Consider the following 14973-nt stretch of genomic DNA (forward strand, 5'->3'; position numbering starts at 1 on the left):
TCCCTTCGCGTGAGAACACTGTGAACGTTCCCCCGAGATGCCGGGGGAGGCTGGGCCGCCCCCTTCATTCGGTCCGGTCGCCGAAGAAGTGGTGGCTGACATGCGGAATCCGAAGATCACGTGGAATGGGTACCTCGAGGGCCTCGCTCGCGCCGGCTTGCCCCTATGTGCTACCGAACTAGAAAAGCGGACCGTAGGAGTCGGCTAGAAGCCAGGTCCAGGGGGCACCCCACAATGCGGACTCCCCATCCTCATCGTCCCGGCCGTCGCTACGCCGGCGCTCGCTCCCCCACGCTCATTCCTCGAGTGTTCATGAGGGAACCCTATGCCGGACCCACTTCCCCGCGGGGCATCCCGTCACCGCAGCCAGCCGGGGTGGGCGTCACCCGTCAGCGCGGTCGGCCAGTAGTCCGGCAGCAGGTCCGCCAATCGCTTCCACACGACCGCCGTGGGATCGTCCCGGCCCGCCACCGCCGCCAGGACGTCCGGCCCGTACGCCGCCAGCCGTTCCCGGCACACCCCGCACGGGCTCAGCACGACGACGCTGCCATCCGCCCTGCGGTGCACACACACCGAGGCCACCACCCTGAGGTCCAACCGGTGGGCGGCACAGTACGGTTCGATCTCGTGGCACACCTCGACCGCAGCATTCGGCATGTCCGGGGCGGTTCCGGTGACCACGGTGCCGTCCTCGAGCAACATGGCCGCCGCACCGTGCTCCGACCCGTCCGGAAACCGGGTTTCGAGTAGTGCCTTGCACTCGGTCACGACGTAGTCCAGAGCGGAAGTGTCCATGGCCGGAGCCTATCGGGGAGCGCGCCGCACGGGTCGATTGGCCAGTCGGCCAGAGTTGCCCGCGGTGCGACCACGTTCCGACGCCGGCCCGGCGGACGATCGAACCCTCGGACCGACCGAGGTGACGGTCGCACGGTGGAGCTGCAGCGGCGTCGTCTCCTCGCGGACCTGCGTGTCCACCTGGCCGCGATGCGACATCGCGAGAGCGACGCCCCGCCCACTGCCTGTCATTTGAGGCACTCTCGAGCCACCGGGTGCACTTTCAGGCACGTCGAGGCCAGGAATACCGCTGTTCGTGGCTTCAAAGTGCCTCAAAGTCCGCAGCTGGCCAGAACGTGCCTCAAAGTCCGCGGGCTGGCCCGAACGTGCCCCAAAGTTCAAGGAGCGTCCGGAACCCGCCGCCGTCACCGTGACGCATTGCCCCACCTGACCCTCGGCGATACTGGTTAGGCATCAATCGGCCGAAAAGTGTCGTGGGTCACGCGATTGACGGTATGAATGTACCCACCGGTCGAACCGACCCCCGCGCACCCTGCGGCGGCGTCGGACCGGTGGGTCCATCGCATCACTCCCGTGGAGGCACCATGACACGAACCCTCAGCCGACGATCGTTGCTGGCCGCAGCGGCGTCGTTGCCCGTGATCGGGGGCCTGACGGCCTGTGCGGGAGGCCCGGGCTCGACCGACCGCACGCATCAGCTGGTGTGGTCCACCTACGGCGTGGGCACCGGGACGTACAACGACCTCGCAGCGGTCGCGAACACCCTGACCCAGCGCACGGGACGGCAGATCCGGTTGATGACCTCGGACACCGGCATCGGGCGCCTGGCCCCGCTGATCAACGGCACGGCCCAGTACTCGCGCACCGGGGACGAGTACTACTACGCGTTCGAGGGCAATGACGAGTACTGCTCCGAGCAGTGGGGCCCGCAGGCGCTGCGCCTCGTGTGGACTCCCCCGGGCAACTACGGGGTGCTGGTGCGCAAGGACAGCGGCATCGAGAAGGTGGCCGACCTCAAGGGGAAGAAGTATCCCAGGCTCATCGCCAGCACGTCCATCAACCGCAAGCTGGAAGCCATCCTGAACTACGGGGGCCTCACGGGGGACGACGTCGAGCACGTGGACATCTCCTACAGCGCCCAGATCGAGGGCCTCAAGACGGGTCAGATCGACGCCCTCTACCAGAACGTGGTGGGAGCAAACGTCTCCGAGCTGGCCTCGCAGTACCCGGTCCGGTGGCTGGACCTGGGTGGGAACGACCCGTCCCGCTACACGACCTGGGAGGAGCTCGCCCCCATGGTCAAGCCCGGCAAGTTCACGCAGGGCGCGGGGTTGGCCAAGGGTGAATCGGCGGTCAACATGCAGTACACCATCCCCCTGGTGGCCATGGCGGAGCGCCCCGCGGACGAGGTAACCCGCTTGGTGGAGGCCCTGGACGAGAACTTCCAGTACTACAAGGACACCACCCCGGACGCCCACCGGTTCGCCACGGACCAGATCCAGTTGACGCCTCTGGTCATCCCGTTCCACGACGCCGCGGTCGAGTTCCTCACCCGCAAGAACCGGTGGTCGCGCGAGCTCCAGACGCGCCAGGACGCCCTGTTGGAGCGCGAGCGCCTCATGACCGAGGCGTGGCCCGATTTCTGGAAGAGCCAGTCGGACGAGAAAGCCGCGCGCAAGGCCTGGGTCGAGTGGAAGAAGTCCAACCTGCCGCCGCTGCCCGAGGTCCCCGGGACCCTCGCAGAGGATCCCACGTCCACCGCACCCGCCGGAGGCACCGCATGAGTTCCCCGTACCAGCCCGGCGACGCCGCCGCTGCCGCCCACGACCCCCGTACGGGAGCCGCGGTCCTCTCCGCCCCACCGCGCGATCCCGCCCGCACTTCCGGGGACGACGCCGCCGCGGCGTCACCCACCATGCCGTCGGACGTGACCCTGCACGATGCCAATCCGCGTCTGACACCGTTCTGGCGGACGGTGGTCATCGTCCTCACGGTCGCGGGCATCCTGCTGACCATGAACCAGGTGTTCTTCTGGAACGCCGGTGGTTTGGCCGTGCTGACCAACTCCTTCCTGTACCTGCTGATCGCGGCGTTCGTGCCGATCGTGTTCATCACCACCCCGGTGCGCAAGCGGGCACCGGGAGCGACCGTGACGGGCCGCGAGCGCCGCGGGGTCCCCTGGTACGACGTGGCCCTGATCCTGATCCTCATGGGTTCGTGCGGGTACTTCGCGGCCAACGGTGTGCGGATGCAGGAGTACGGCTGGCAGTTCATCGCACCACCCCTGGCCACCGTGTTGAGCTTCGTGTTCTGGTTGCTGATCCTGGAAACCCTGCGCAGGGCGGCCGGGTGGATCGTGCTGGTCGTGGCCCTGCTCTTCTCGGTCTACCCGTTGTTCGCCGGGGTCATCCCGCTGTCCTTCCTGCAGGGCATCTCCTACGACCTGCCCACCCTCGCCCAGGTGCACACCATGGGCGTGGACAGCGTGCTGGGTTTGCCCCTGCAGACGGCCGGAACCATCCTGGTGGGCTTCCTGCTCTTCGGGGTGGTGCTGCAGCACACGGGCGGTGCGGACTTCTTCCACGAGCTGTCCATGGCCCTGTTCGGCCGCTACCGCGGCGGATCGGCCAAGGTGGCCGTGGCCAGCTCGGCCGCGATGGGCATGATGAGCGGCTCGGCGGTGTCGAACGTTCTGACCACGGGGCCCATGACGATCCCCGCGATGAAGCGCTCCGGGTTCAGTGCCCGGGTGGCCGGGGCGGTCGAGGCCACGGCGTCCTCGGGTGGCTCCATCACCCCGCCCATCATGGGCACCGCGGCGTTCCTGATGGTCTCCTTCGTGGGTGTCCCGTACACGACGATCCTGGTGGCCGCGACCATCCCGGCGATCCTCTACTACCTGGGCATCTTCTTCCAGATCGACGGCTATGCCGCGCAGCGCGGCCTGCGGGGCACCGTCAAGCACTTGCTCCCCCGCGCCCGGGGCGCCCTGCTCCAGGGCTGGCCCTACCTGGGGGCACTCGCCGTGCTGACGATCCTGCTGTTCACCACGGACTCGGAGGCCCAGGTGCCGTACTGGGTCGTGGCGATCCTGTTGGTGATCGCCCTGGTCAAACCCGGTGTCACGTTCGGTCCGCGGCAGTGGCTGGACATGGGCGTGGACGTGGGCAAGACGCTCGCCCAGATCGTGGGGATCATCGCCGGCGTCGGGCTGATCCTGGGTGGTCTGACGGCCACGGGCGTGGCCCTGTCCCTGTCTCGGGACCTCGTGGCGCTCGTGGGCGACAACGTGGTCCTGATCCTGATCGCGGGTGCGGTGGTGTGCTTCGTGCTGGGCATGGGGCTGACGATCTCCGCGGCGTACGTGTTCCTGGCCATCGTGATGGTCCCCGCCGTGACTGCGCTCGGGGTGGATCCGATCGCCGCCCACCTGTTCGTGATCTATTGGGCCTCGGTCTCCTACATCACCCCGCCCGTGGGTCTCGCCGCGTTCGCCGCGGCCGGGATCTCCAAGGCGTCCCCCATGGCCACGTGTTTCGCGGCCATGAAACTGGGTGCCGTGAAGTACGTGGTCCCGTTCGGTTTCGCGCTCAACCCCGCCCTCGTGGCGCAGGACTCCCCCGGCCACATCCTGCTCGCGTTCGTGTTCAGCGTGGTGGCCGTGTACGCGATCGCCGGGGCCATGGGTGGCTGGCTGACCTTCGTGGAACGGCAACTGTCCATCCCGTTGCGCGTGGTGCTGGCCGTGGGTGGGTTCCTGATGTTCCTGCCCAGCCTGACCGTCACCCTCATCGGTCTGGCCCTCGTGGTGATCACGGCCACAGCGGCCCGGCTCGGCAAGGCCCGTCCCGTCACCGACCCCGAGACCGGGGAGATCACCCGGGTCCCCCGTGAGGACACCATGGGTGAGAACACCACAAGTCAGAGCACCACCCCTCAGAGCAGCAAGGAGAATGCCTCATGACCGCATCGCAGAACGTGCTGACCGTCGAGATCTCCGACGGCGTGGCCCTGGCCACCGTCAACCGGCCGCAGGTGCGCAACGCCATCAACTCCGCTGTCCTGCAGGCCCTCACCCGCACCCTCGAGGAGCTCGCCGAGAACGACGACGTCCAGGTGCTGATCTTCACGGGCGCCGGTGACAAGGCCTTCGTGGCCGGTGCGGACATCAACGACCTCGCGGTGCGCACACCCCGCGACGGCCTCAAGGCCACCATGCAGAGCGTGTACGAGAAGGTCGAGCAGTTCCCCAAGCCCACGATCGCTGCGGTCAACGGGTACGCGTTCGGCGGCGGGCACGAGCTCGCGCTCGCGTGCGACATCCGCATCGCCTCCACCGCCGCGCAGTTCGCCCTGCCGGAAACCGGACTGGGCATCATGCCCGGGGCCGGTGGCACGCAGCGCCTGGCCAAGCTCGTGGGCCTGGGCCGCGCCACCGAGATCATCCTCACGGGGCGGCGCGTGAAGGCCGACGACGCCCTGGCCATGGGTCTCGTCACAAGCGTCGTGGAACCGGAAGAGTTGCTCGACACCGCCCGCGAGACCGCGAACGCCATCATGGCCAAAGGCCCGTTGGCCATCCAGCTGGCCAAGCTCGTGGTGCGCCACGGGTTCGACACGGACCACACCACCGGGATGCTGTTGGAGCGCCTGGCCCAGTCGGTGCTGTACAGCAGCGCGGAGAAGGCCGAGGGCACCACCGCGTTCCTCGAGAAGCGCACCCCCGATTTCCGCAGCGCAGCACGTAAGGACGTGACCGAATGACGACCGAGACCCCGAAACACATCACCGTGATCGGCGCGGGCGCCATGGGGTCGCAGATCGCCATGGTGTGCGCGCTGGCCGGGTACGACACCGACGTCGTGGACATCGCCCAGGACGCCGTGGACCGGGCCGAGACGCAGTTGCACGAGCGGATGGACCGGGACGTGGCCAAGCAACGCCGCACCGCCGAGGACGTGGCCGCGGCCTTCGAGCGGCTGACCTTCACCACGGACCGGGACGGATGTGCCGCGCAGGCGGACGTCGTGATCGAGGCCGCCGTGGAGGATCTCGGGATCAAACGGAAGTTGTTCGCGGAACTGGATCGGATCTGCCCGGAGCACACGATCCTGGTGACCAATTCTTCCAACATCGTCTCCTCCCGTGTGGCGGACGCGACCGGGCGGCCGGAGAAGGTGTGCAACTTCCACTTCTTCAATCCCGCGCTCGTGATGCAGTGCGTGGAGGTGGTCCCCCACGTGGGCACGTCCCGCAAGACGGTGGACACCGCCCTGGAGCTCGCGCGGTCCCTGGGCAAGCAACCCGTGGAGCTGAAGAAGGAGGTCCCGGGCTTCGTGGCCAACCGCTTGCTCGGTGCCCTGCGCACGGAAGCGTTGAAACTCTACGAGGACGGCGTCGCGGACTTCGAGGACATCGACATCGCCGCGAAAACCGCCCTGCGCCACCCCATGGGCCCGTTCGAGCTCATGGACCTCGTTGGGATCGACGTCGTGCACCTGATCCGGCTGGCCGAGTACGAGCAGACGGGTGACCCCGCGAGCCTGCCCGCCAGGTCCATCCGGGAGAAGTACGAGGCCGGCGAGTACGGCCGCAAGACCGGTAAGGGCTGGTACGACTACTCCTGACGGCGATTCACGGCCGTGACTCCTGCCCGGCGAGCACCCCGTGCAGTGTCTGGGCGATGCGCACCACGGAGCGCAACGCCGGGTTGGGGTCGGCCGCGCGCCACACCATCTGCACCTCGAGCGGGCGCTGGGGATCGGCCACGGGCAGGAACACCACGCCGTCGGAGGAGACGTTGTCCCGCACGGAGTCCAGGCTCAAGGCGCACCCGATCTGGGCGGCCACGAGTACCACGAGCGTCCACGAATCGGGTGCCACCTGGGCGACCCGCGGGACGAACCCCGCCGCGGTGGCCAGGGAGACCAACCGGTTCTGCAGGGCCGCCCCGGGGCCCGAGGGCAGCGTGACCCACGATTCCTCCGCGAGGTCCGCGAGCGCGATGCGCGGCTCCCCGGCCAGCCGGTGGTTGCTGGGCAGCACCACCATGACCTCCTCGTAGCCCAGCACACTCGAGCGCAGTTCCGCGGGGATGAAGTCCCAGCGCCCGATCGCCACGTCCAGGGCGCCGTCGAGCACCTTGGCGAGCGCCGTGTGCGAGAACTGGGAGCCGCGCAGTTCCAGGTGCACGCCGGGGCGCTGGGTGCGCACGTGCCGCGCCAGCTCCCCCACCTTCCGGTTGATGGACGCGCCCGCGAAGCCCAGGCGCACCCGGCCGGTCTCGCCCGTCACGGATTTGGCGACGGCGCTGCGCGCGTACTCCGACGCCGCCACCAGGGCCTTCGCCGGTTCCACGAGGGCCACGCCCGCCGGTGTGAGGGAGACCTGACGGGTACTGCGCTCGAACAGCTGCGCGCCGAGCGACTTCTCGATGCTCTTGATGAGCCTGCTCAGGGGCGGCTGCGCGATCCGCAGCGTGGCCGCCGCGCGCCCGAAGTGCAGCTCCTCGGCGACCGCGAGGAACGCCCGCGCCTCGTGTACTTCCACGCCCACCCCTTCCGTGTCTGCTTCGCCCGCGGCAGCGTGTCCGGTCCGCGTCGGCAACGAATCCGCCCGGCCGCGGCAGCCTGCCCGCCCGGCCCCGGCAACCTGCCCCAGCGAGCGTCGTCCGCGGTGCCCGCCGACGACGCCACCAAGCCGGGGCGCCGACGACGCCGCGTTTATTGCGCCGCGAGCATTACCGGGCCCTCGTTTTTGTATTGGACAGAGCCTAATCACGGTGCTTATGTGGGGCAAGACACACCGCAGTCGATCACGGAGCACGTATGAGTCCCTCCCCGCAGCACGGCACCGGCCCTTTGGACGGGGTCGTGGTCGCCGACTTCACCCGGGTCCTCGCCGGCCCGTACTGCACCATGCTGCTCGCGGACATGGGTGCCACGGTGATCAAGGTCGAGGGCCCCGGAGGGGACGACTCCCGCACGTGGGTCCCGCCCAGCTTCCACGGGGAGAGCACCTACTACCTGTCGGTGAACCGCAACAAGCACTCCGTGGTCCTGGACCTCACCGACCCCGAGGACCTCGCGACCGCCCACGAGATCGTGGCGGGCGCGGACGTGTTCATCGAGAACTTCAAGCCCGGCGGTTTGCAACGGTTCGGTCTGGACCCCGACTCCGTGGCGCAGCGGTGGCCCGCCCTGATCCACGCGAGCATCACCGGTTTCGGGACGGACGGCGGACGCTCCCTGCCCGGGTACGACCTGCTGGTGCAGGGAGTCTCCGGTTTCATGTCCGTGACCGGCTCGCCGGACGGCCCACCGCAGCGCGCGGGCGTGGCCATGTTCGACGTCATCACGGGCCTGCATGCCGCCGTGGCGGTGCTGGGCGCCCTGCATGAGCGCGCCACCTCCGGACAAGGGCAGCACATCCACCTGGACCTGCTCTCGTGTGCCCTGTCCGGGCTGGTCAACCAGACCACCGGGTACGCGGCGTGCGGCAACGTCCCCACGCGACTCGGCAACGACCACCCCAGCCTCTACCCCTACGGACCGTTCCCCACCGCGGACAAGGACCTCATCATCACGGTGGGCAACGACGCGCAGTTCCGCCGCTTCGTGGGCGTCCTGGGACTCCCCGACCTCGCGGACGACCCCCGCTTCGCGACCATGGAACAGCGCAACGAACACAGGGACACGCTACGCCCCGTCCTCGTGGAGGCCCTCACCCGCGAGCCGTCCGAGACCTGGACCGACCGTCTGCGCGCGGTGGGCGTGCCGTGCGCCCCGATCCTGACGATCGCCGAGGGAGTGGACTACGCGACGTCGTTGGGACTCGATCCCGTAGTCCCAACCGGCACCGGCGAGCGCGTGGTGCCCACCATCAAGAACCCCGCCGCATTCAGCCGCACGCCTGTGCGCTACGACAAGGCACCGCCCGAGCTCGGCGCGGACCGCGAGGCCGTCACGAGCTGGTTACGACGCCGCCGCGCGGACCGAGCGAGCGACGTCGCCCGCCGCGCAGCGCACGAGAAGACCCCATCACGAAAGGACCTGTCATGAGCGAGCTGCTCGACAACCCCGATTTCTTCCTGCTGGACCAGGAGCTGTCCCCCGAGGACATCGCGCTGCGCGATCGCGTGCGCCGCTACGGTGCGGAGCACGTGCTGCCCGTGATCAACGAGTACTGGGAGAAGGCCGAGCACCCCCTCCCGGCGTTCGACGAGCTCGCGAACCTGGGCGTCGTCGGCTCGTTCATCGAGGGCTACGGCTGCCCGGGACTCTCGCGGCTCGCGGCGGGGGTCGTGGCGCGGGAACTCGCGCGCGCGGACGGGTCCGTGAACACGTTCCTGGGCGTGCACTCGAGCCTGTGCATGGGCAGCATCTACATGCTCGGGGACGAGGAGCAGCGCCAGCGCTGGCTGCCCGTGATGGCCCGGCTCGAGAAGACGGGTGCGTTCGCGCTCACCGAGCCCACGCACGGCTCCGACTCCGTGTCGCTCGAGACCTCGGCGCGCCGCGACGGTGACCACTGGGTGCTCAACGGGCACAAGCGGTGGATCGGCAACGGTCACGCCGCGGACGTCATCGTGCTCTACGCGCGCGACGAGGCCGACGGGCAGGTCAAGGCGTTCGTCGTGGAGAAGAACGAGGACGGCACCTACCCGGACGGTTACCGTCCCGAGGTGATTGCGGGCAAGATCGGTAAGCGCGCCATCAACCAGGCGGACATCGTGATCGAGAACCTGCGCGTGCCCGCCGAGAACCGGCTGCCCGGGTGCGAGAGCTTCAAGGGTGTCAACAAGGTGCTCAAGGCCACGCGTGGCGGTGCGTCGTGGGAGGCCGTGGGGCACGGGATGGCGGCGTTCGAGATCGCCGCCAAGTACTCCCTGGAGCGCGAGCAGTTCGGTCTGCCGATCGCCAACTACCAGTTGGTGCAGGAGAAACTCGCGACCATGCTCTCGGACCTGACCAGCATGCAGTTGCTGTGCACCCGCATGGCCCACCTGGCCGAGACCGACCAGCTCACGGACGCCATGGCCTCCATGGTCAAGATGACCACATCCCGCAAGGCCCTGGCCATGTGCCGCACCGCCCGGGACATGCTCGCGGGCAACGGTCTGCTGCTGGAGTACCACATCGGCCGTCACCTCACCGACATGGAAGTGGTCTCCACGTACGAGGGCACCGACTCGATGCAAGCGCTCATCGTGGGCCGGGAGATCACCGGGATCTCGTCCTTCACGCGCACGCGCCGCTGACGGGCGGGGTGTGGGGCGGCCCACCCCGGAACTCACAGCACCACCCCGGCGGAACGTGTCACCATGGGGCAGGGCCCGCCACACCCGGGTGGGCCCGCCCGTCCCTCTGTCGGTGAGGTAAGTCTTCCGTGTCCTACGCCCCCTTCCCCCGCGGCCCCGAGGCCTCCCATCCGCAGTTCGCCGGCCCACCGGCCGGGCCGTCCGCCCGCTCAGTGACCACCCGGACCGTGATCGGTGCCCTCCTGGCGCTCGCGGTGCTGTGGGGTCTGGTCCTGCTCATCGCGTACGGCAGCCTGCACACCGTCACGGGTCAGGCACTCGACGAGGTCGCCCTGGCCCAGGCCAAGGCCGACCGCAATGTCTACTTTCCCGGCGCGGCCCTCGTCCTCGCGCAGTACGTCCCGGAGCTCGGGGCGGTGGCCGCCGGTGTCCTTGCGCTCGTGTGGGCCGTGCGCTACCGCCGTTGGACGGCCGCCGTATGTGCCGCAGGGGCGGCGTTCGCTGCGAACGTGACCACCCAGTTCCTCAAGCACGGGGTGCTCGACAAACCCGATTTGGGGATCCAGCAGATCGCGTCCAACTCGTTCCCGTCCGGTCACACGACCGCGGCGGCCTCCGCGCTCATGGCCGTGCTGCTCGTGGCGCCTCCCCACCTGCGGGCCAGGGCGGGGCGCTGGGGAGCCCTGATAGCGGCGGTCACTGGCATGCTCACCATCCTCAACGGTTGGCACCGTCCCACGGACGCCGCGGCCGCGCTGCTCATCGTGGGCGGGTGGGGCGTCGTGGCAACCCTCGTGGCACGCGCCGTCGACGCCGCTCTCTCCCGTACCGACGCCCGTCCCGGAGCGGCATCGCTCCAGTTCTACCGGCAGTTCCGGAAGAACCGTTCGCGTAGACGCCAGGACATCGAATGGAGCGAGGACCGGGGCGAGAGTGCCTATCTTCCGCCGGCCCACGAGCGCGCCGAGCGGCAGTTCGCGGAACAGCAGCGTGGTGAGCAGGAGCGGGCGGCATCGTACCCGCAGGCTCAGCAGGGGTACCCGCACGCGCAGTACGGGCACCAGCAGCCCCAGCCGACGTGGTCGCAGCCCGCCCCCTACGGAGCGCCCGTGTACCGCCCGCGATTCCCCGCGCGACCCCGGTTGGGCACCGCGATCACCCTGACAGTGTTGGCCGCGGCATTGCTCGCGGCAGCAATCTGGTGGCCCTCCCCGACCGTGGCGGGCACGCTCGCCGGGCGGGTCACGCTCACCGCGGGGTACGTGGGCATCGCGGCGGCCGCGGCCCTGGGGTGGTCGCTCGTGGCGCGGCGAGTGCGCGACACGACCCGGTGACGGCGGCCCGGTGACTACGAACGCAACTGCTATCGGACGTCCGGGAGTGACGACCGGCTAGATCGCCGCCAATCGGTCCAGGAAAACCCTGGCCACGCCGGCCTGGTACGGCAAGCGGTACATCGAGGCGGTGGACGGGCCCTCACCGGAGAGGCCCACGTCCCGAGCGCGCCGGATGGCCAGCTCCATGGTGTCCGCCTGCTGGGACACGAAGTTGCCGGTCACGGGCGAGCCGTGGCCCGGCACGAACACCCGGTAGCGTTCCAGAGTCGCTAGCGCGCGCAAGGACTCCACCCAGCGCTGGGGGTAGGCATCCTCGAAGTTGGGGTCCGCCCCCTCCTCCACGAGATCACCGCAGAAGACGACGTCGTCCACGCCCACGCACACGTCGTTGTCCGTGTGACCGGGGCCCAGGAAGAACAAGGTGACGGGGCGTTCCCCCAGGTCGATCCGGGTCAGGGAAGGCCTGCGACCGTCCCCCGGAAGAGTGTTGGTGGGCATAACGAGCTGGGTGTCCATGCCCTGGCCCTCACCCATCTCGGGTTCCTGCGTGCTCACGAAACTGCGCTGGTACTCGCCGACCTCCGCCATCGCGGCCGCGCACGCCTTGTGCGCCCAGAACTCGGTGGCCCCGGCGCGCGTGAACACCGCGTTACCCATGTAGTGGTCGTAGTGCGCGTGCGTGTTCACCACGGTGAGCGGCAGCTCCGTGAGCTCACGCACCGCGGTCAGGATCTCCCGGCCCTGGCGAGGCCCCGCACCCGTGTCGATCACCAGGGCGCGCTGAGTGCCCAGCACCAGACCGGAGTTCAATCTCCAGTTCTCGGTGCCGATCACATAGACGCCGGGGCGCAACTCCTGGGTGCGTGCCATGGGGCTCACTCTATCGGCAACCCCGCACCCTCTACGTATCGCCGCAAGCCACCGGGGCATGGGGCACGACGCCGCTCCGGCCGCCCCGCGCGACGGGAACCCGCGGCGGGGCGGTGCTACTGTGTGCCGCGTGTTTTCGACCAACCCCGACACCCCCGTGACCCCGGCGGGCCGCTTCGCGCCGTCGCCGTCGGGGGACCTGCACCTGGGAAACCTGCGCACGGCCCTGGCCGCGTGGGGATTCGCGCGGGCCACGGGGCGCCGCTTCCTGTTGCGCGTGGAGGACCTGGACCGGGTCAAGAAGGGGGCAGCACAGCGCAACGTGGCGGATCTGCGGGCGATCGGCCTCGACTGGGACGGCCCCGTGGACCACCAGTCCGAACGCATTCCCCGATTCCTGGACCGCGTACAGGACCTCACCGAGGCGGGCCTCACGTACGAGTGCTTCTGCACGCGCAAGGAGATCCACGCGGCGGCCTCCGCTCCCCACGGCATCCCGGGCGCGTACCCCGGCACGTGCCGGAACCTGAGTGCGACCGAGCGCGCGCGACGTCGTACCCAGCGACCCCCCGCCATCCGGCTGAGGGCGCAGACTCGGGAGTTCACGGTGCACGACCACTTCGTGGGCGAGTACACGGGAGCCGTGGACGACATGGTGCTCGTGCGCAACGACGGGACGCCGGCGTACAACCTGGCCGTGGTCGTGGACGACGCCGAACAGGGTGTGGACCAGGTGGTGCGCGGGGACGACTTGTTGCCGTCCGCTCCGCGACAGGCGTATCTCGCGGGGCTGCTGGGGCACCGGGTGCCCGAATACGCCCACGTGCCGCTGGTGCTCGGTCCCGCCGGGGCGCGGCTCGCCAAGCGGGACGGCGCCGTCACGCTCGGGGAGCTCGAGGACATCGGGTACACGGCGCAGGACGTGCTCGCGTGGCTCGCCGGCTCTCTGGGGATCATCCACCCCGTGCGCACCACCGCGGACGTGCTGGACTGCTGGGACCCGAGCTCATGGCGGCGCGAACCCGCGACCTTCACACCGTGGCCGGTGACGCGTCCGTAGGGCCTCCGGAGCGGTAGGGTTGTGAACCGTCTCACACGGCTCACATGGGATCTGCGTCACCTCCCCTATACAGTGGGCGCAGTCCAACGACCCCGTACCGGAAGGCACGAGTATGTCCGATCAGGCGTACCAACTCATGGCAATCCTGGCGTATTTCATCGCCATGATCTGCATTGGCCTGTGGGCCAACAGCAAGACCAAGAACCTCGACGACTACATGCTGGGCGGGCGCAACCTCAAGCCCGGCGTGGCTGCGCTGTCGGCCGGCGCGTCGGACATGTCCGGATGGCTGCTCATGGGTCTGCCCGGTGCCGTGTACCTCTCGGGTCTCGTGGAGGCGTGGCTCGCGATCGGGCTGACCATCGGTGCGTGGGTGAACTGGAAGATCGTGGCTCCCCGGTTGAGGGCCTACACCGAGGTCTCCCACAACTCGATCACCATCCCCTCCTTCCTGGACAACCGCCTCAAGGGCAACACCCGGATCCTGCGCGTGATCTCCGGTGTGATCATCCTGGTGTTCTTCACGTTCTACGTCTCCTCCGGCATGGTGGCCGGCGGTGTGTTCTTCCAATCCTCGTTCGGCACCAGCTACCTCACGGGCATGCTCCTGGTGGCCGGGGTGACCGTGCTCTACACATTCTTCGGAGGCTTCCTGGGGGCGTCCTACACGGACCTGTTCCAGGGTCTGCTGATGCTGGGCGCGCTGCTGCTCGTGCCGATCGTGGGCATCTTCCTGGTGGGCGGGCCCGGTGAGATGGCCACCCGGATCGAGAACGTGAACCCCGACGCGCTGTCCCTGTTCGCGGGCGGCACTGCGGTGGGCATCATTTCCTCGCTCGCGTGGGGCCTGGGCTACTTCGGCCAGCCCCACATCATCGTGCGCTTCATGGCGCTGCGCACCCCCGCGGACGCCAAGTCCGGGCGCCGGATCGGAATCGGCTGGATGATCCTCACGGTGCTGGGTGCCATCGGCACCGCCCTGGTGGGCATGGCCTACTACGGCAACCGCCCGGGCCAGGAGCCCACGGACCCGGAGGCCATCTTCCTGGACATGTCCCAGGTGCTCTTCCACCCGCTGATCGCGGGCCTCGTGCTCGCCGCCGTCCTGGCGGCCGTGATGTCCACGATCTCCTCGCAGCTGATCGTCTCCTCCTCCGCGCTGGTTGAGGACCTCTACAACCTGGCCGCCAAGCGCACCCCGTCCCCCAGGGCGCAGGTGTGGCTGGGCCGCGGTGGCGTGCTGCTCGTGGCCCTCGTGGCGGCCGCTCTCGCGTGGGAACAGAACTCCACCATCCTGGACCTCGTGGGCTTCGCGTGGGCCGGCTTCGGTGCCGCCTTCGGCCCCGTGGTGCTCATGAGCCTGTTCTGGCGCAAGCTCACCAACGCGGGCGCCATCAGCGCCATGGTCGTGGGTGCCGCGACCGTGTTCCTGTGGCAGTACACCCCGTGGAGTGACCTCTACGAGATCATCCCGGGCTTCATCCTGGGTGGTCTGGTGGGCATCATCGTCTCGCTGGCCACCCACCGGGAGAACCCCGAGATCCAGCGCGAGTTCGACGAGACTCTCCGCCTGGTCCACCACCCCGAGCAAGCCGATCCCACCGCCGCGGCCAAGGCGGCCGCCGGTGGCACCACCCCCGGGACCGTCTGAG

General features: G+C 69.1%; 13 protein-coding genes. 10 read left to right on the forward strand and 3 right to left on the reverse strand.

Going from position 1 to position 14973, the window contains the following annotated elements; genetic code table 11:
• The first annotated feature begins 37 nt into the window (after positions 1-37).
• Positions 38-208, forward strand: coding sequence for a VapC50 family PIN domain-containing toxin (locus tag AS25_RS15635; protein ID WP_496196062.1), 171 nt, complete (start codon positions 38-40; stop codon positions 206-208).
• Between the two features lie 149 nt (positions 209-357).
• On the opposite strand, the gene AS25_RS10970 is transcribed toward AS25_RS15635, so the two are convergent.
• A complete protein-coding gene (locus AS25_RS10970; protein ID WP_084118166.1) occupies positions 358-795 on the reverse strand; it encodes a cytidine deaminase in 438 nt (145 codons plus the stop codon).
• A gap of 584 nt (positions 796-1379) precedes the next feature.
• Between AS25_RS10970 and AS25_RS10975 the strand changes: the two genes are divergently transcribed.
• The 4 genes from AS25_RS10975 to AS25_RS10990 are packed head-to-tail and all read left to right on the forward strand — an operon-like array spanning position 1380 to position 6422.
• Positions 1380-2579 carry a TAXI family TRAP transporter solute-binding subunit gene (locus AS25_RS10975; protein ID WP_035965100.1) on the forward strand — a complete coding sequence of 400 codons (1200 nt, stop codon included), beginning with the start codon at positions 1380-1382 and terminating at the stop codon, positions 2577-2579.
• On the forward strand, positions 2576-4759 hold the full coding sequence (locus tag AS25_RS10980) for a TRAP transporter permease (protein WP_084118167.1): 2184 nt from the start codon (positions 2576-2578) through the stop codon (positions 4757-4759). The genes AS25_RS10975 and AS25_RS10980 overlap by 4 nt, the downstream gene beginning before the upstream one ends.
• The gene (locus AS25_RS10985) at positions 4756-5559 is read left to right on the forward strand and encodes an enoyl-CoA hydratase/isomerase family protein (protein ID WP_035965101.1); all 804 of its coding nucleotides are present in this window, start codon (positions 4756-4758) and stop codon (positions 5557-5559) included. The genes AS25_RS10980 and AS25_RS10985 overlap by 4 nt, the downstream gene beginning before the upstream one ends.
• Positions 5556-6422, forward strand: a complete 867-nt coding sequence (locus AS25_RS10990; RefSeq protein ID WP_035965102.1) for a 3-hydroxyacyl-CoA dehydrogenase family protein — start codon at positions 5556-5558, stop codon at positions 6420-6422. Before AS25_RS10985 ends, AS25_RS10990 begins: the two co-directional genes overlap by 4 nt.
• 7 nt (positions 6423-6429) lie before the next feature.
• Here AS25_RS10990 and AS25_RS10995 read toward each other — a convergent pair whose 3' ends face one another.
• Positions 6430-7344 (reverse strand): LysR family transcriptional regulator, encoded by a 915-nt coding sequence (locus tag AS25_RS10995; protein ID WP_035965179.1) that lies wholly within the window; start codon positions 7342-7344, stop codon positions 6430-6432.
• Positions 7345-7622: 278 nt separating this feature from the next.
• Here AS25_RS10995 and AS25_RS11000 point away from each other — a divergent pair, with 278 nt between their 5' ends.
• The 3 genes from AS25_RS11000 (at position 7623) to AS25_RS11010 (ending at position 11388) form a co-directional block, all read left to right on the forward strand.
• The gene (locus AS25_RS11000) at positions 7623-8855 is read left to right on the forward strand and encodes a CaiB/BaiF CoA transferase family protein (protein WP_084118168.1); all 1233 of its coding nucleotides are present in this window, start codon (positions 7623-7625) and stop codon (positions 8853-8855) included.
• On the forward strand, positions 8852-10054 hold the full coding sequence (locus AS25_RS11005; protein WP_035965103.1) for an acyl-CoA dehydrogenase family protein: 1203 nt from the start codon (positions 8852-8854) through the stop codon (positions 10052-10054). The genes AS25_RS11000 and AS25_RS11005 overlap by 4 nt, the downstream gene beginning before the upstream one ends.
• A 128-nt stretch (positions 10055-10182) precedes the next feature.
• Complete coding sequence (locus tag AS25_RS11010) at positions 10183-11388, forward strand: phosphatase PAP2 family protein (protein WP_253270561.1); 1206 nt, start codon at positions 10183-10185, stop codon at positions 11386-11388.
• Positions 11389-11445: 57 nt separating this feature from the next.
• Here the strand turns inward: AS25_RS11010 and AS25_RS11015 are convergent, their stop codons facing one another.
• Positions 11446-12261: an MBL fold metallo-hydrolase gene (locus tag AS25_RS11015; RefSeq protein WP_035965106.1), complete on the reverse strand. Its 816-nt coding sequence runs from the start codon at positions 12259-12261 to the stop codon at positions 11446-11448.
• A 130-nt stretch (positions 12262-12391) separates the two neighbouring features.
• Here AS25_RS11015 and gluQRS point away from each other — a divergent pair, with 130 nt between their 5' ends.
• Entirely contained in the window at positions 12392-13321 is a 930-nt protein-coding gene (gene gluQRS, locus AS25_RS11020; RefSeq protein ID WP_035965107.1) for a tRNA glutamyl-Q(34) synthetase GluQRS, read from the forward strand.
• Between the two features lie 112 nt (positions 13322-13433).
• Entirely contained in the window at positions 13434-14972 is a 1539-nt protein-coding gene (gene putP / locus AS25_RS11025) for a sodium/proline symporter PutP (protein ID WP_035965108.1), read from the forward strand.
• Position 14973: the final 1 nt, after the last annotated feature.

Origin of the sequence: Kocuria marina, assembly GCF_000786655.1 — a bacterium.
Taxonomy (GTDB): domain Bacteria; phylum Actinomycetota; class Actinomycetes; order Actinomycetales; family Micrococcaceae; genus Kocuria; species Kocuria marina_A.